A 16,427-nucleotide genomic window follows, 5' to 3' on the forward strand; every position below is an offset into this window, starting at 1 on the left:
GCTACTTAACGTGACGATCGGAGTGGCGATGTCCCAGCAGGGCTTCCGCGAGAGCGCGGAGCGCAACTTCAACGACCTGGACACCGATGGCGACGGCTTCCTGACCAGCTACGACTACATGGCCCTCGCCCAGCGGCGGCTGAAGCAGGCCGGGGTGTCCGCCGAGACGCCCGAGGGCGAGGCGGTCGTCGACGCGTTCCTCAACGCCTGGGACACGCACGTCCGGGCTCTCGACGCCGACCACGACGGGCGGATCAGCAAGGAGGAGTACGTCCTCTCCTTCGAGTCGCTGGTGCGTAGCGGCGACCTCGGGGCCGTGCTCGCGCCGATCTCCAGGGCCACCTTCGCGCTGATCGACCACGACGGCGACGGCTGGATCACCGCCGAGGAGTTCGGCTCCGTGTGGAGCCGCCCGGGCACCGACCTCACCACGGCCTTCGCCAGGGCGGACGCCGACGGCGACGGGCTCATCTCCGTCGAGGAATACGTCCGCGCCCGCCACGGCCTGCTCATCGGCGAGACCTAGCGGGCGCGGTCAGAGGCTCCGCTCGCCCCCTGCTACTGGGACTGGGTGGCCGACGGGGAGGCGCTCGTCGTCGGCGTCTGCTGCTGGCCCGTGGGCTCGGGCGGCAGCGGGGCCTCTTGGGCCGTGGTGGTGATGGCGTCGGGCCCGCCACACGTGGCGCCGGGCTCAGGCGTGCCGGCCCCGTTCTGGTAGCGCTTGATGAAGGCGCCGAGCTTCGGGTCGTCCGGGCTGTTCAGCTTGAGCTGGTGTCCCCACGACGACGCGACCACCGGCGACGACAGGTTGGGGAACGGGCTGACCAGCATGTAGTCCTGCTGGCCCGTGGACGACGCCACCGCCTTCAGCTTGTCGACCTGCGCCTTGGGCAGGTCGGGCCGGTAGGTGATCCAGACGGCGCCGTGCTCCATCGAGTGCACAGCGTGCTCGGGGTGGATCGGCGCGTCGTAGGTCGCGCACTGCTGCCAGTAGTTGTTGTGCTCGCCGCCCACCGGCGGGGTCTCCTTGTAGGTGACCGCGTTCCACACGTGCTGGCCGGCGTCGTACTTGTAGTCGGCCACGGCGTCCAGCGAGGTCTGCCTGGCCTGGTTGACCAGATAGAAGCCGACCACGCCGACGAGCACCACGATGATGAGCCCGCCCGTTCCCCACATGAGCAGCGCGGCGCGGCGTTGTTTGCGCTGTTGCTCGGCTCGCATCTTCTGCAGATGATCGCGCCTCGCCTGCGCCTTCTCCTTCGTCATCGTTCCTCCATCGGCGTTCCAACAGAGGTCACCCTATGCCCTGCGGGCGTATGCGGAGAATAAGAGCGTCATAAGCGTGCGATCACGACTCCGCCCGCAGGTGGGTACGCTGGACGGGCCATGGAAAAGCCCGTCAGGAAACCCATTCTCATCGTCTGCGGCGTGCTGGTGCTCGCCGCGGCCGCGTTCTTGCTGTTCGGCCGCGCGGGCACACCCGGCGACGGCTCGCCCGAGGCCGGGTTCGCCCGCGACATGGCCGCGCACCACGCGCAGGCCGTCGACATGGCGTTCACGATCAGGGACAAGCGCCCCGCCAAGGAGATCGGCAACCTGGCCTTCGACATCATCAACACCCAGGCCAACCAGCGCGGCATGTTCCTGGGCTGGCTGCAGCAGTGGCAGCTCGGCCAGGCGACCGACCAGAAGCCGATGGCCTGGATGAGCGGCCACGGCCACGGCGGCGCCACGGCCGCGCCCGGCACCATGCCGGGCATGGCCACGCCGGAGGAGCTGACCAAGCTCAAGGAGGCGCAGGGCACGCAGGCCGAGGTGCTGTTCCTGCAGCTGATGATCCGCCACCACGAGGGCGGCGTGCAGATGGCCGAGGGCCTGCTCAAGCTGTCCGACCGCAGCGAGGTGGTCAGCATGGCGCAGAAGATCGTCCAGGGGCAGAGCGGCGAGATCACGCTCATGACGGACCTGCTGCGGCAGCGCGGCGCGCAGCCCTACCCGTCGATACTGAAGCCCGCGTAATGAGCAGCGGGGCCGCGGGATGAGCGCCGACGCCGTCGTCGTGGGCTCCGGGCCCAACGGGCTCGTCGCCGCTGTCACACTGGCCCGCGCCGGGCGCAAGGTGCTGTTGCTTGAGGCGGCCGGGCGGTTCGGCGGCGGGCTGCGGTCCGGGGAGCTGACGTTGCCCGGGCGGGTGCACGACCTCGGCGCGACCGTGATGGCGATGGCGCTGGCGTCTCCGGCCTTCCGCGAGCTGGGACTCAAGGGGGTCGAGTTCGCCCATCCCGCCGTGCCCGTCGCGCACCCGCTCGACGACCGCCCGGCCGCGCTCGTGCACCGCGACCCGGGCCGCACCGCGGAAGGGCTCGGGCGCGACGCGGGCGCGTGGCTGGCGACCGCCGGCGCGGCGGCGCGGGCCGGGTTCCCGCTTGTGGAGCTGCTGCTCAAGCCGCTGGGGCCGTGGGACGTGCCGGTGCGGACGTTCGCGCAGGCGGCCAGGTTCGGCGTCGCGGGCGCGCTGCCCGCCACGACGCTCGCCCGGCGGGCGTTCCGCACCGTCGAGGGGCGGGCGCTGATCGCGGGCATGGCCGCACACTCCGTCCTCGACCTGCGCTCCCCCATCACCGCCGGCTACGGCCTGCTGCTGGCGACCCTGGCCCACCTGGTGGGCTGGCCACTGGTGCGGGGCGGATCGCAGGTGCTGGCCGACGCGCTCGTGGCCGAGCTCAGGTCGCTGGGCGGCGAGGCGGTCGCCGGGCACCGGGTCCGCCGCCTGGCGGAGCTGTCCGCGCCGACCATTGTGCTGGACGTGACGCCCAGGCAGCTGCTCGCGATGGCCGACCTGCCCGCGGGCTACCGCCGGCGGCTCGAACGCTTCCGCTACGGTCCCGGGGTGTTCAAGCTGGACTGGGCGCTGGACGGGCCGGTGCCGTGGCGGGACCCGGCGGTGGCGGGCGCGGGCACGGTCCATCTGGGCGGGACGCTGGAGGAGATCGCGCTCAGCGAGGCGGAGATGGCCGCCGGACGGCACTCGCCGCGCCCGTACGTGCTGCTCGTCCAGCCGTACGCGGCCGACCCGGCCAGGGGCGGGCACACGCTGTGGGCCTACTGCCACGTGCCCAGCGGGTCCACGGTGGACATGACGGACGCCATCGAGACCCAGATCGAACGGTACGCCCCGGGCTTCCGCGACCGCGTGCTGGCCAGGCACGCGATGGGTCCCGCGGACCTGGAGGCCGCCAACCCCAACCTGGTGGGAGGCGACATCGGGGGCGGTATGGCCAGCCTGGTCCAGTTCCTCCGGCGCCCGGTCTGGTCCCCGGCGCCATGGCGCACGCCGCTGCCGGGCGTGTTCCTGTGCTCGTCTTCGACGCCGCCCGGGGCCGGGGTGCACGGGGTGGGCGGCTGGCAGGCAGCCCGCCTCGCGCTGCGCCCCGACGGCCCCGAACCTTCAAAGCCCTGACGCTTCTCGGCCCTCGTCGAGGGGTCAGGACCCGGCCGCGTCCATCTCCTCGGCGACGGCGGCGGCGAACGCGTCCACGTCCGCCTCCGTCGTGTCGAACGCGCACATCCACCGCACCTCCCCCGTGGCCTCGTTCCACGTGTAGAACCGGAAGCGCTTCTGCAGCCGCTCCGTGACGTCCTTGGGCAGGACGGCGAAGACGGCGTTGGCCTCGACCGGCCGGGGCAGTCGGACACCCGGGACGTCGCGGACGGCGTCGGCCAGCCGCTGCCCCATCGCGTTGGCCTGCCGCGCGTTCCGCAGCCACAGATCCCCCGACAGCAGCGCCTCGAACTGCGCCGACACGAACCGCATCTTCGACGACAGTTGCATGAAGGTCTTGCGGATGTAGTCGATCCCGGTGGCGGCGCCGGGGTTGAGCACGACGACGGCCTCCCCGTACAGGAGGCCGATCTTGGTGCCGCCGAAGGACAGGACGTCCACGCCTGCGTCCGTGGTCAGGGCCCGCATCGGCACGTCCAGCGCCGCGGCGGCGTTCGTCAGGCGGGAGCCGTCGAGGTGGACGAGGAGGCCGAGCTCGTGGGCGTGCGCGCAGATGGCCGCGATCTCGCCGGGTGTGTACAGGGTGCCCAGCTCGGTGGTGTTCGAGATCGACACCACCCGCGGCTGCGCCCGGTGCACGTCGCCGAAGCCCCACGCCTGCCGGTCGATCAGCTCGGGCGTGAGCTTGCCGTCGGGCGTGGGCACGGTCAGGAGCTTGATGCCGCCCGTGACCTCGGGCGCGCCACCCTCGTCGGTGTTGATGTGGGCGGTCTCGGCGCAGATGACCGCCTCCCAGTGCGCGGTCATGGCGCGGAGGGAGACGACGTTCGCGGCGGTGCCGTTGAACACCGGCCACGCCTGCGCCTGCTCGCCGAAGTGCCGCCTGAAGACGTCCTGCAGGGCCTCGGTGTACGCGTCGTCGCCGTACGCGATCTGGTGGCCGCCGTTGGCGGTCGCGATGGCCTGGAGGATCTCGGGGTGCACGCCGGCGTAGTTGTCGCTGGCGAACGTCTTGAGCTGGGGGTCGTGCCGGGGAATCAAGAAGTGAGGTCCAATCGGAGGCCGTTGATCTCGGCGGCGGGGCGGTCGTACAGGCCGCCGATGGCCGCCGCGAGGTCGTTGACGTCGGTGAAGCCGGGGAAGCTGGCGTCCGGCTTGGCGGCGCGCATGGCGTCGTTCACCAAGGCCTTGACGACCAGGATGGTCGCCGCGCTGCCGGTGCCGTCAAGGGCGTCGGCCAGCGCCAGCGTCCACGCCTCCGCCGCCGCCTTGGCCGCCGAGTAGACGGCGCCGCCGGCGGTCGGCCGCTCGGCCGCCTTGGCGGAGACGATCACGAAGCGGCCGTTGTCGCCGCGGCGCAGCAGCGGCTCGAAGGCCAGCGACACGTGCTGGAGGGTACGGATCAGCAGGTCGTGCAGGACGTCCCAGTCCTCGAGACTGGTCTCGGCGAACGTGCTCGACCCGCGCCACCCGCCGACCAGGTGCACCACGCCGTCCACGCGGCCGTGCTCGCGGTCGATCCGCTCCGCCAGCGCCTGTACGGCCGCGCGGTCCAGAAGATCGACGTCGTCCTTGTCGACACCGATCACAGTGTGACCATTTTTCCGGAAATATCCCGAAACAGCCTCACCTGTGGGCCCTCCGGCCCCGGTAACCAGAATGATCATGCTCGGAGTCCCTTAGTCGATTCGACCACATCGGCCAGCTTACGGCGCAGCGCCTCGTAGAACATGCTCAGCGGGAACTCGTCCGGCAGCACCGCGTCCACCTTGGCCTTCTGCTCCTCCGGCAGCGCCTGGATGCCCTTCGCCCAGGTGGAGGCCGGGTGCGGCGCCACGTACGAGCTCACCAGCTCGTACGCCGCCAGCCAGTGCGCCAGCTTCGATCTGTCGATGCTGTCCCGGTACAGCTTCTCCACCTCGCCCCGCAGATCCGCCACCGCGTCCGCGACCCGCTCCCAGTCGATCGAGAGCCGGTTGTCCGTCCACCGCACGACGTCATTGCGGTGCAGGTACGCGAAGAGCAGCTGCCCGCCGAGCCCGTCGTAGTTCCGCACCCGGTCCCCGCTGATCGGGAACCTGAACAGCCGGTCGAACAGGATCGCGTCCTGCACGTACCTGGCGTGCGGCACCCCCTGCCGCTCCAGCTCCACGGCCTCCCCGAACGCGGTCAGGTCGCAGCGCAGCTCCTCCAGCGAGTACAGCCAGTACGGCATCCGCTGCTTGATCATGAACGGGTCGAACGGCAGGTCGCCGTGGCTGTGCGTGCGGTCGTGGATCAGGTCCCACAGCACGAACGTGTCCTGCGCGAGCTGCTGCGACGCCAGCAAACGAGCTGCGTCCGGCGGCAGGCCGAGCCTGAGGGTCCCGGCGGCCGCCTCCGACACCCGCCTGAACCTGGCGGCCTCGCGGTCGGCGAAGATCCCGCCCCAGGTGAAGCGGCCGGGCGCCTGGCGCACCGCGACCGTCTCGGGGAACAGCACGGCCGAGTGCGTGTCGTAGCCGGAGGTGAAGTCCTCGAACGCGATCGGCACGAACATCGGGTTGTCGTACCCGTTCGCCTCCAGCCTGGCCAGCCAGTCCGGCCAGATCGTACGGATCCAGACGGCCTCGAGGTTGCGGTTCGGGTTGCCGTTCTGGGTGTACATGGGGAACACCACGACGTGCTCCAGACCGTCCACGCGCTGGGTGTCGGGGTGGAAGAGGTCGAGCGAGTCGAGGAAGTCCGGTACGCCGAGCCCCTGGCCGGCCCAGGTGGCGAGGTCGCGCTGGACCGCCTGGAGGTACGCGGCGTCATGAGGGAAATGGGGCGAGAATTCGCTCACGTGCTCGGCGATCCGGCCCACCAGCGCCTTCGCCCGCTCCTTCCCCTCCTCCGGCACCGAGCCGTCCTTGACCTGGAGCGGCCTGAGCTCCTCGACGGCCGCCTTGAGCCGGGCGAACACGGCGGCCTTGGCCTCGTCGCGCGCCCCGGCGGCACCGTCGCCGGACGGGACGCGGGCGGCCCAGGTGACCACGTTCCCCCAGAGCCCGCGGTGGTCGTAGTCGTCGATGGAGTCGTCGCCGAACAGGTCGGAGTCGGCGAACACGACGACGCGGCCCCGGCCGTACCGGACGGCGACCGCCAGCGGCGCGCCCGCCGGATCGGCGGTGGCCGACGTCGCGAACAGGACCTTGGCCTCGGACACCTCGGCGGCGGCAGCTCCGGAGGCAGGCTCGCCGGTGCCGTCCGCCGCGGAGGCGGGCGCAAGGGTGCCGGCCGCTCCCGAGGCGGATGTGAGGGTGAGGACGCCGGTGCGGTAGAAGCAGGCGGTCCTGACGCCCGCGAGCAGCCCGTCCGTCGTGGCCCGCTCGGCGAGCACCCAGGTGGCCACGTCCCGGTGCGCGCGCCTCGGGTCGCGCACGGTGGTGTGCTCGACGCCGACCCCGAACCGCCCGAGCAGCTCGCGCAGGTTGTTGCCGTACTTGTCCTGCTCCTCCTCGGCCAGCACCACGAGACCACCGCCGCCGGCCACATACGCCTGGACGGCGTCCAGCTCGGCGGCGGAGAAGACCGGGCTGCCGTGCCCGGTGGTCCGCTCCCACCGCTCCCCCGACGGGTGCGCGATCACCAGGACGTCCTGTTCGGCCAGCACCTCGGCGTCGAGCGCGCCCGACGTGTGGGCGGTCACCGCGTGCCCCAGGTGCCGCAGCAGCCCGGCCGCACGCGCGTAGCTGTTGTCGTCGGGGTGCGCGGGGTTGATGGCCTCGGCCACCTCGCGGCGGACGGTCCACGACTCGCTGTGGGCCTCGTCGAATAGCACCCGAGGGAACGCTTGCATGAAATATCTCCTGTGTTTACCGCCTTATGCCGAAAAATATACACACAGATACGGCCTGCATCACCAAAGCCTCCCGCAATGTGAGACGGTCAGGCGGCTCCGGGCCGTACGACGCCGGTCTCGTACGCGAACACCACGGCCTGTGCCCGGTCGCGCAGGGACAGCTTCATCAGCACCCGCGCCACGTGCGTCTTGACCGTCGCCTCCCCCACGTACAGCTCCCGGGCGATCTCCGCGTTGGTGAGGCCGCGCGCGAGCAGCCGCAGCACCTCCAGCTCGCGCGGCGTCAGCTCGGTCAGCATCGGCGACGGCATCGGGTCGGCCCGGCCGGCGAACGTGGCGATCACCCGGCTGGTCACGGCCGGGTCGAGCAGCGCGTCGCCGGAGTGCACCACCCGGATCGCCTCCAGCAACTGCTCCGGCGGCGACACCTTCAGCAGGAAGCCGCTGGTGCCGGCGCGCAGCGCGGCGTAGAGGTTCTCGTCGGTGTCGAACGTGGTCAGCGTGATGACCTTCGGCGGAGACGGGGTGTCGAGCAGCTCCTTCGCCGCCGACAGCCCGTCGAGCCTGGGCATCGAGATGTCCATGAGGACGATGTCCGGCCGCGTGCGCCTGGCCACGGCGATGGCCTCGCGCCCGTCGGCGGCCTCGCCGACGACTTCCATGCCGGGGTCGCTATCGACGACCATGCGTAACCCGGCCCTGACCATCGCTTGGTCGTCGGCGATGACTATACGAATGCCCACACGCGGAGGGTAGACGCCGGGCGCCCACCTTGAACACCCAGGCCAAGCCGTACACAAGTGAGCTACAAGTCAGGACACGTGGACGCTCTGCCTGATGCGGGTCTGGGTGGCGTCGTCGCAGGTGGACTTGGCGCAGAAGTACATCACGAGCATGGTCTTGGGCCGGCGGTCGATGACGTAGCTGACGAAGCCCAGCCTGGTGCCGGTCGCGGGGTCGCGCAGGGACCCGTCGAAGCGGGTGGCGGGGCTGTTGCCGGCCTGGTCCTGCGCAGGCTTGCCGAGATCGACCTCGCCGGGCAGCAGGGTGTCCATCTTGGCCTTCATCTGCTCGGAGTCGCCGCCGGCGTCGAGGGTGTCGGAGGTCTGCACGTAGACGCCCGAGGCGGTGTCGGGGTCGTCTGCGACGATCTGGGAGATCCGCGACCAGTCGGCGCCGGGACCGGCCACGAACAGGGCCTCGAACTCGGTGGCGTGCGGCGAGGCCACCGCGAACAGGTCGCGGTGCGTGCGTACCGTCCAGTCGCCCGGGTACTCGAACGCGATCGGAGCGGCGGTGCTGGCCTGGTAGCGGGTCCAGGCGTCGCCGCGGTGGTTCATGATGATCAGCGCGACCAGCGCGAGCGCGGCGACGGCGGCGACCAGCGTGGCGGCGACGATCGGGACGCGGCCGGGGCGCTTCTTCTGTCCGGTGGGATGCGTGGGCGGCGCGGGCGCGCCGAACGCCGGGGACTGCGCGAACGGGGCGCCGAGCGGCGGCCCGGAGTGCGGCCCGGAGTGCGGCCCGGAGGAGCTCCCCGAGTGCAGCACGGACTGCGGCCCGGAGTTCGGCACGGGGTGCGGCCCGGAGTGCGGGCTGGTGCCGGGACGGGGGATCAGGGACGCCCCTCCGACGGCATCGGACTGGTGCCCGCCGATCGCGTCGCGCAGCGCGGAGACGAACTCGGTGCAGGTCGCGTAGCGCTGCTCGGGCGACTTGGCCAGGCCGCGCATCATCACGGCGTCGATCGCCGGCGGCAGCTCGGGTCTGACCTGCGACAGCGGCGGCGGCTGCTCGGCCAGGTGCGCCCACAGCAGCGCGATGTCGTTCTCGCGCTGGAACGGCAGCCGCGCCGCCAGGGCCTCGTAGACGACGCAGGCCAGCGCGTACTGGTCGCACCGGCCGTCGATGTGCTCCTTGTTGATCTGCTCGGGCGACATGTAGCGGGGAGTGCCGATGAACTGGTCGGTCTGGGTCAGCCCGGAGATCGACGAGCGGTGCTTGGTGATGCCGAAGTCGGTCAGGTAGACGTGGTCGCCGGCGAGCAGGATGTTGGCCGGCTTGACGTCGCGGTGGATCAGGTCGTGCGCGTGGGCGGCGTCCAGCGCGGCGGCCGTTTGGGCGAAGATCTGGTTGGCCTGGCCGATCGGCAGCGGCCCCCGGTCGTAGATGAGCCTGCGCAGGTCGAGGCCGTCGACGTAGCGCATGGCGATGTAGAGGACGCCGTCGGCGTCGGCGTTGGCCTCGTAGATCGGGATGATGTTGGGGTGCTCGATGCTGGCGACCGTCCTGGACTCCAGGATGAACCGCTGCCTGAACCGGTCGTCGACGCTGAGCACCGGGTTGAGGATCTTCAGCGCCACGCGGCGGCTCAGCCTGGGGTCGAGCGCCAGGTAGACGACGGCCATGCCGCCCTTGCCGACGATGTCCTCGATGTAGTACCCGGCCACCTCCTGGCCGATGAGCGATCTTTCGTTCAATTGCATCACGTCTCGTTGGGGTGGCCGCAGTAGCCGCAGAACCGATGCGCGGGTCCGAGTCTCATGCCGCACGAGGTGCAGTATTTGATCGCCGGATCCTGCGCCGTCATCACCTGCTGCTGCTGCTGCGGGACCACTGGGAACGACTGGGACCGCCGCACGACCACGGTCTGGTTGGCACCGTCGTCGAGCGGTGGACCGGCCGCCAGCGGCTGTGGCAGTTCTCTCGGTTTTTCCGGAGTGCGGCGGCGCCACAGCAGATACGCCCCACCCCCGGCGGCTATGAAAAGTATCGCCGCCGCCACGATGAAGGGCCACAGCGGCGTGGACGCGGCCGGCGCAGTCGCCGCCTGCTTGGTGCCCTGGTCCTCCGGGCCGCCCCGCTTGGCCAGCGAGGTCTTCAGCAGCGCCGCGGCCACCACGTTGCCCGGATAGAGCTCGAGCACGCGCTGGAAGCCCGGCGCGGCCTCGGTGTAGTACTTGGTGTGGTAGCGGGTCAGCGCCGCCTCGAACGCCGTGTCGATCACACCCCTGCGCGGCACCACCTTGGCCTGGGACAGGATGCCGGTGATCTCCCTGACCCCGATCATCTTGCCTTCCTTGCCGCCGCCGACGAGCAGGCCGATGACGTGGCCCTCCTTGTCGCCGATCACCGGCGCGCCCACCAGGCCCTTGTCGGCCAGCCCGCCCAGCTTGGCCGGCTCGTCCACCTTCTTCTGCGGGTCGGCGAACGGCCTGCCGGTCTCTCCGGCGCCGCCGCCCTTGCTCAGGTGAGCGATCTCGACCGTGTGCTGCACGTTCGGGCCCGGCCTGCCGAGGAGGCCCGCGATGCCGACGGGCGCGCCCTCCTGGTCGGGCACCTTGTCGGCGAGCGGCGCGGTCGGCATGCCGACGCTGCCCGAGACCGGCGTCAGCGGCACCAGCACGGCGGGGCTGTCGGGCGTCGGGCCCGCCTTGATGCACTTGACCTTGAAGCCGTCGGGGCTGGCCGGGGACACGTTGGGGAAGGCCGTGATGTCGGTGGTGACGCTGACGATGCAGGTGGCGGTGTCGCTCTTGGGCGGGTAGCACTTCTTCAGGTGGCGGTCGAGCTGCTTGTCGGAGAGCTCGTGCTTCTCGTAGTCGGCGGGGATCTTCACCTTGAAGTGCTCGGCGAAGATCTTGTTCGCCGCGTAGACGGCGACGTCGTTGGGGTTCACCGCCAGGCGCCGGAGCGCGACGATCGTCCCGTCGGGGTTGACGACGGTCCCGGTTCCCGACCCGAACGGGATGTCGTAGGACCGCTCCACATGTTTGAGCTCGCCGAGGTGATCGAGCAGGGTGATCTCCACATGGGACACGGCCTCCACGCGCACCACGGCCGGAGTCACCAGGTCGGTGATCCCGCTCGGGTGCTCGTGGGCCGCGACCGGCATCGCGAGCAGCGCCAGTGCCGCCGCGACGCCGCCGGCCAGAGCTGTGAGGCGTGTGAGGCGTGCCATTCTCCGCTCCAAAATGCAGGTATAGGACCAGGGTCCCAATCAGGTGTCGTAAGTCAATAGACCGCCGCGTAGACAAGCGCTTGCTAGGGGACGTAACGTACCCGAATGGGCTACGTGATCGGCGTCGATGTCGGCGGCACCTTCACCGACGTGGTCCTTCGCGGCACGTCGGGAGCGATTTCCGTGGCCAAGTGTTTGAGCACCCACTATGACCCCATCGCGGGAATCGTCGCCGGCGTTACGCGCGCGCTGGGCGACCGGGACCCCGCCCAGATCACGCGGGTGGTGCACGCCACCACGCTGGCCACCAACGCGGTGCTCGAACGCAAGGGCGTCCGGGTCGCCTATGTCACGACTCAGGGCTTCCGCGCGGCCATCCCGCTCGGCCGCTACGCCCGCGTCGAGGAGGATCGGTACGACCTCCGCTTCTCACCGCCCCCTCCCCCGGTCGCCGCGGGCGACTGCTTCGAGGTGGTGGAGCGGATCTCGGCGCGCGGCGACGTCCTGACGCCGATCGATGCCGATTCGGTACGGCGCGCCGCCGCGGAGATCGCGCGGCGCGGCATCGAGTCGGCGGCTGTGTGCCTGCTGCACGCGTACGCCAATCCGGCCCATGAACGGCAGGTGGCCGCGATCCTCCGAGAGTCGGTCCCGAACGTGGTGACCTCGTCGGAGGTATGGCCGGAGATTCGCGAATACGAGCGCGCCACCACCACCATCATGTCCGCATATATCGGCCCATTGATGGCCTCTTACCTTTCGCGGCTGCGCGAGCGGCTGGCCGCCATCGGCATCCACGCGCCCATCCACGTCATGGAGTCGAGCGGCGGCGTGATCTCCGCCGAGCTGGCCGCCAGGCGGGCGGTGGCCACCATCGAGTCGGGTCCGGCGGCGGGCGTGCTGGCGGCGGCCGGGACCGGGTTCGCGGACGTGATCTCGTTCGACATGGGCGGCACCACCGCCAAGGCGTGCGTGGTGCGCGGCGGGCGGCCGGAGATCACCCACGAGTTCCACGTGGGCGGCAAGGGCAGCTTCGGCGGGCGGCGCGCGGGCACCGGCGTACCCATCAAAACCCCGGCCATCGACCTGGCGGAGGTGGGTGCGGGCGGCGGCAGCATCGCCTGGCTCGACGCGGCGGGTGCGCTGCGCGTGGGCCCGCACTCGGCCGGCTCCTCCCCCGGGCCCGCCTGCTACGGCCTGGGCGGTTCTGAACCCACGGTCACGGACGCGAACCTGGTGCTCGGCTACCTCTCCTCGGCCTCGATCCCGCTGTCGCCGCCGCTGGCGGACAAGGCCCTCGACCGGCTCGCCGGGCCGCTGGGGGTGTCGCGGGAGGAGTCGGCCTTTGCCGTCCATGAGATCGTCAACGCCTCGATGGCGTCGGCGGTGCACGTGGTGACGGTGCAGCGCGGGATCGACCCGCGCGGCTTCGCCCTGGTCGCCTTCGGCGGCGCCGGGCCCATGCACGCGGCCAGGGTGGCGGAGCGGTTCGGGATCTCGACGGTGGTGGTGCCGGCGCACTGCGGGGTGGCGTCGGCGGCGGGCCTGCTGGCGGGCGACCTCTCCACCGACCGGGTCCTGTCCCGCCTCGACGCGGGCGACCCCGAACAGATCTTCGCCGAACTGGCCGAGGAGGCGGCGACCGACCTGGGCATCTCGCTCACGGACCCGGGGGTGCGGGTGCTGCGCTCGGTGGACGTCCGCTTCAAGGGCCAATCCCACGACCTGACCGTCGACTGGTCGCCGTCGCGCGAGACCCTCGCGACGCGCTTCTTCGACAGATACCGGCAGGTGTACGGCATCGCCCAGCAGGGCGACATCGAACTGGTCAGCTACCGCATCCGCCTGACCACCCCCGCCGACCGGCCGCAAGCGCCCACTGGCCGGAACGCCCACGTCGAAGAGCCGCCCCCGCCTGGTGCCCAGCCCACCGAAGATCACCCCACCGCCCACCCGCGCCTCACGGCCGACCCGCACCTACCCGGCGCCGGTGCGGCGCGGCGCGGCGCGGCCGAGCCCGGCGCGACGCGTGCGGAGGCCGGCGAGCAGAAGCCAGCACCCACCTCCAGGCGGGCGTACTTCCCGGAACTGGACGGGTATGCCGACGTCCCCGTGCACACCAGGAACACCATGGACCAAACCCTCCAGGGCCCGGCCATCATCGAAGACGCCGAGTCCACGATCGTCGTCCCGCCCTCATGGACCGCCACGCTCACCGAGACCCGCGCCGTGCACCTGACCCGCAGGAGCCACCCGTGACCGACGCCCTGACCGCGGAGTTGCTCAGGAACGCGCTGGTCGTGGCCGCGGAGGAGGCCAGCATCGTGGTGGTGCGCTCGGCGTACTCGACGTTCATCGTGGAGGGCTCCGACGCCTCGGCCGCCGTCCTGGACGCCCGCGGCCGGCTGATCGCCCAGTCCATGGCCACCACGCTCATGAACAGCATGGCGCTCAAGGTCGCGCTCCCGGAGCTGATCAAGGACATCCCCCTGGACACGATGCGCCCGGGCGACGCGTACGTGCTCAACGACGCCTACCGGGGCGGCGTGCACACCAACGACCTCCTGGTCTACCGCCCGGTCTTCATCGAAGGGACCCCGGCGTACTTCACCGCCACCATGATCCACGTCTCCGACCTCGGCGGCCTCTCGGCGGGCGGGATGGCCCCGCTGGCCACGGACATCTTCCTGGAAGGGCTGCAGCTCCCGCCGGTCCGCCTGGCGACCGCGGACGGGATCGACCCGGCGATGGAGGCCATCCTGCGGGCCAACAGCCGCACCCCGGACAAGGTCATGGGTGATGTACGGGCCCTCGTGGCCGGCACGGCGGTGGCCGCCGCCCGATTGGAGGCGCTGATCGACGAGTACGGGGTGCAGGGCCTGGCCGCGGGCGTCGACGACTACCTGGACTACACGGAGGCCAGGACCCGCGCCTCGCTGGCCGAGCTTCCCGAGGGCCGGTTCGAGGCGGCGTACCCGATCGACGACGACGGCATAAACCCCGAAAAATCCCACCACATCCGCGTCGCCGTCACCCTCGACGCCACCCAGGCGCTGCTGGACTTCGCGGGCACGGACCCGCAGGTCCCCGCGGCCATCAACGCCTCGGCCTCACAGTCCCTGGCAGCCGCCGTCTTCGCGGTCCGCTGCTTCCTGGACCCGACGATCCCGATGAACGACGGCTGCCTGCGCGCCATCGAGGTATGCCTGCCGGAGGGCTCACTCCTCAACGCCCGCTCCCCCCACCCCTGCGGCGGCCGGTACGTCCCGATCTACGCCGCCATGGAGGCCGTCTTCCAGGCCCTGTCCGACGCGGTGCCCGAACGGGCGATCGCCGCCAGCGGGATCCTGCAGCCGTTCTCGATCGCGGCGGTCGGGGCGCCGTACTGGATCCACCTCTCCTACGACTTCGGCGGCGTCGGCGCCCGCCAGGGACTGGACGGCCCGGACGCGACGGGCGTGCACTTCGGCATCGGCCGCAACTCGGTCCCGCAGGTGGAGCCGGTGGAGAGCCGCTGCCCGCTGATCGTGGAGTCGATCGAGACGATCCCGGACTCGGGTGGCCCTGGACGGTTCCGGGGCGGGCTGGGCTCGCGGACGGTCTACCGCTTCCTGGCCGACTGCCACGTCACGACCCGCGGCGACCGCCTCCGCCTGCCACCTCCAGGCCGGGACGGCGGCCTGCCGGGGCGGCTGGGCGGCTTCTTCAAGCGCCACCTGGACGGGACGGTGGAGCGACTGGCGTCCAAGGTCAACAATCTGCGGTTCGCGGCCGGTGAGGCGTTTATCGTGGAAACCACGGGCGGCGCCGGCCTCGGCCCGCCTGGCGAACGGGACCTGCCGGCGGTCCTGGCCGACGTGGAGGCGGGCCGGGTGACGGCACGGGGTGCGGCCGAGGATTACGAGGTCATCCAGTTGCCGACCAGATCGGCCGGATCGAAGGTGACAGGGTAGGGCGACGATAGGGTGACTGTAGTCCCGGGCTTGTGGGCAGCGGGTCCTCTGTAGGTGTCGCCGTCAAGTTCGTAGACGTAGAGCGTTGGGCCTTCGTCGGGTTCGACGCGCCAGTAGATGGGAATGCCCGCCATCGCATACGCCTCGCTTTTGAGGCCTCTGTCGTGCGCCTTGGTGCTCGGGCTGACGACTTCTACAGCCAGCAGCAAGTCGCTGGGCTTGAACATAAGCCTCACGGACCTCGCCACAACTTTGGGCACGATTACGAGGTCAGGGATGTAGAAGTCCTTGTCGCTGGCGCGCACGTTGACAGTTGACAACACCATCAGATGCGCGGGCATCGCCTGATGGAGGATCATCTGCAAGCGGAAGATCGCGTCCTGGTGCAGGGGGGTTGGGGCAGGGCTCACTACCAGGCTCCCGTTGAAGAGCTCGTAACGGTTCCCGTCGTTGGGGAGTTTGAACAGGTCGTCAACCGTGAACGGTCGCGCACCGGGAAGAAACGTGCGCCCCGGGGTCGGTTCGATCGTTGCCATTGCGGTCACCCATTCAGTATCGGGAGTCTCGCCCTCGCCCACATGCTACTTCCCCAATTTCCCTCACTTTGAGTCACGAGGACGCCACGCTTCGGCACCTCGTCGCACCGCCGCGTGCACGGCGCGCGCCACCCGAGCCCCCCACTCCGACCGCGGCCCCCCGAATAACTCCTCGGGCCCGTCGACGGGCGCGGCCACGCACACCGCGTCCGACGCCGTCCCCGTGCACGGGAACCCGGCCTCGATCAAGGCCTGCGACTTGGCCTCCGTGACCGTCATGACAGTGTTCACCAGGGCAGCGTCTGTCATGGCCACGGGCACCACGGTCACGATGTTGATCGTCCCCACCCGCACCGGAGCCAGTTCCGGATCTTCCGCGCCCTCGGGGGCGGCCGCCCAGGTGGGCACCCGCAGGCCCACGGTCGCGAAGGCCTCCACGTCACCGTCCGAGGCCCGGACGTACCGATCGACGGACGCGGCGGTCATCATCCCGACCCCGGCTCCGCCACCAGGCCCCAGCGAGACGAGATGATCGACCGGGTCCATCCGCGAATACCCGGCCACCACCTGCGCGTTCAGCACCCACTCACGCACCCCGATCCCCCCGCCGAGCATCGCCGAGGAGATCATCCGCTGTGTCTTATACACATCT

At 70.8% G+C, this 16,427-nt stretch carries 14 protein-coding genes; 5 read left to right on the top strand and 9 right to left on the bottom strand.

Annotated elements, in window-relative coordinates; all coding sequences use genetic code 11:
- Positions 1-10 precede the first annotated feature (10 nt).
- Entirely contained in the window at positions 11-526 is a 516-nt protein-coding gene (locus tag EJK15_RS45535; protein ID WP_138716691.1) for an EF-hand domain-containing protein, read from the top strand.
- A gap of 32 nt (positions 527-558) precedes the next feature.
- Here EJK15_RS45535 and EJK15_RS45540 read toward each other — a convergent pair whose 3' ends face one another.
- Positions 559-1,266 (bottom strand): DUF3105 domain-containing protein, encoded by a 708-nt coding sequence (locus EJK15_RS45540; protein ID WP_138716692.1) that lies wholly within the window; start codon positions 1,264-1,266, stop codon positions 559-561.
- A 120-nt stretch (positions 1,267-1,386) separates the two neighbouring features.
- Between EJK15_RS45540 and EJK15_RS45545 the strand changes: the two genes are divergently transcribed.
- Positions 1,387-2,019, top strand: coding sequence for a DUF305 domain-containing protein (locus EJK15_RS45545; RefSeq protein ID WP_240777633.1), 633 nt, complete (start codon positions 1,387-1,389; stop codon positions 2,017-2,019).
- A gap of 19 nt (positions 2,020-2,038) precedes the next feature.
- Positions 2,039-3,460: a phytoene desaturase family protein gene (locus EJK15_RS45550; protein WP_138716693.1), complete on the top strand. Its 1,422-nt coding sequence runs from the start codon at positions 2,039-2,041 to the stop codon at positions 3,458-3,460.
- 24 nt (positions 3,461-3,484) lie between these two features.
- On the opposite strand, the gene EJK15_RS45555 is transcribed toward EJK15_RS45550, so the two are convergent.
- The 6 genes from EJK15_RS45555 to EJK15_RS45580 all read right to left on the bottom strand — a co-directional run bounded on the left by EJK15_RS45555 (position 3,485) and on the right by EJK15_RS45580 (position 11,286).
- On the bottom strand, positions 3,485-4,543 hold the full coding sequence (locus EJK15_RS45555; protein WP_138716694.1) for a threonine aldolase family protein: 1,059 nt from the start codon (positions 4,541-4,543) through the stop codon (positions 3,485-3,487).
- On the bottom strand, positions 4,540-5,169 hold the full coding sequence (locus EJK15_RS45560; protein WP_138716695.1) for an SDR family NAD(P)-dependent oxidoreductase: 630 nt from the start codon (positions 5,167-5,169) through the stop codon (positions 4,540-4,542). The genes EJK15_RS45555 and EJK15_RS45560 overlap by 4 nt, the downstream gene beginning before the upstream one ends.
- Positions 5,166-7,322 carry a DUF6421 family protein gene (locus tag EJK15_RS45565; protein ID WP_138716696.1) on the bottom strand — a complete coding sequence of 719 codons (2,157 nt, stop codon included), beginning with the start codon at positions 7,320-7,322 and terminating at the stop codon, positions 5,166-5,168. The genes EJK15_RS45560 and EJK15_RS45565 overlap by 4 nt, the downstream gene beginning before the upstream one ends.
- An 89-nt stretch (positions 7,323-7,411) precedes the next feature.
- Positions 7,412-8,068 (bottom strand): response regulator, encoded by a 657-nt coding sequence (locus EJK15_RS45570; RefSeq protein ID WP_138716697.1) that lies wholly within the window; start codon positions 8,066-8,068, stop codon positions 7,412-7,414.
- A 69-nt stretch (positions 8,069-8,137) separates the two neighbouring features.
- Entirely contained in the window at positions 8,138-9,811 is a 1,674-nt protein-coding gene (locus EJK15_RS45575; RefSeq protein WP_138716698.1) for a serine/threonine protein kinase, read from the bottom strand.
- Positions 9,811-11,286 carry a zinc ribbon domain-containing protein gene (locus EJK15_RS45580; RefSeq protein WP_138716699.1) on the bottom strand — a complete coding sequence of 492 codons (1,476 nt, stop codon included), beginning with the start codon at positions 11,284-11,286 and terminating at the stop codon, positions 9,811-9,813. Before EJK15_RS45580 ends, EJK15_RS45575 begins: the two co-directional genes overlap by 1 nt.
- A 105-nt stretch (positions 11,287-11,391) precedes the next feature.
- On the opposite strand from EJK15_RS45580, the gene EJK15_RS45585 reads away from it, so the two are divergent.
- Positions 11,392-13,545, top strand: a complete 2,154-nt coding sequence (locus EJK15_RS45585) for a hydantoinase/oxoprolinase family protein (RefSeq protein ID WP_138716700.1) — start codon at positions 11,392-11,394, stop codon at positions 13,543-13,545.
- Positions 13,542-15,239 carry a hydantoinase B/oxoprolinase family protein gene (locus EJK15_RS45590; protein ID WP_240777634.1) on the top strand — a complete coding sequence of 566 codons (1,698 nt, stop codon included), beginning with the start codon at positions 13,542-13,544 and terminating at the stop codon, positions 15,237-15,239. Before EJK15_RS45585 ends, EJK15_RS45590 begins: the two co-directional genes overlap by 4 nt.
- On the opposite strand, the gene EJK15_RS45595 is transcribed toward EJK15_RS45590, so the two are convergent.
- Together EJK15_RS45595 and EJK15_RS45600 are read right to left on the bottom strand one after the other, a co-directional pair.
- Positions 15,185-15,775: a Uma2 family endonuclease gene (locus EJK15_RS45595; RefSeq protein ID WP_138716702.1), complete on the bottom strand. Its 591-nt coding sequence runs from the start codon at positions 15,773-15,775 to the stop codon at positions 15,185-15,187. The two genes, EJK15_RS45590 and EJK15_RS45595, sit on opposite strands and share 55 nt — an antisense overlap.
- Before the next feature lie 63 nt (positions 15,776-15,838).
- Entirely contained in the window at positions 15,839-16,423 is a 585-nt protein-coding gene (locus tag EJK15_RS45600) for an adenosylcobinamide amidohydrolase (RefSeq protein WP_240777635.1), read from the bottom strand.
- Positions 16,424-16,427: the final 4 nt, after the last annotated feature.

Origin of the sequence: Nonomuraea basaltis (genome assembly GCF_005893125.1) — a bacterium.
In the GTDB taxonomy this organism is placed as follows: Bacteria; Actinomycetota; Actinomycetes; order Streptosporangiales; family Streptosporangiaceae; genus Nonomuraea; species Nonomuraea basaltis.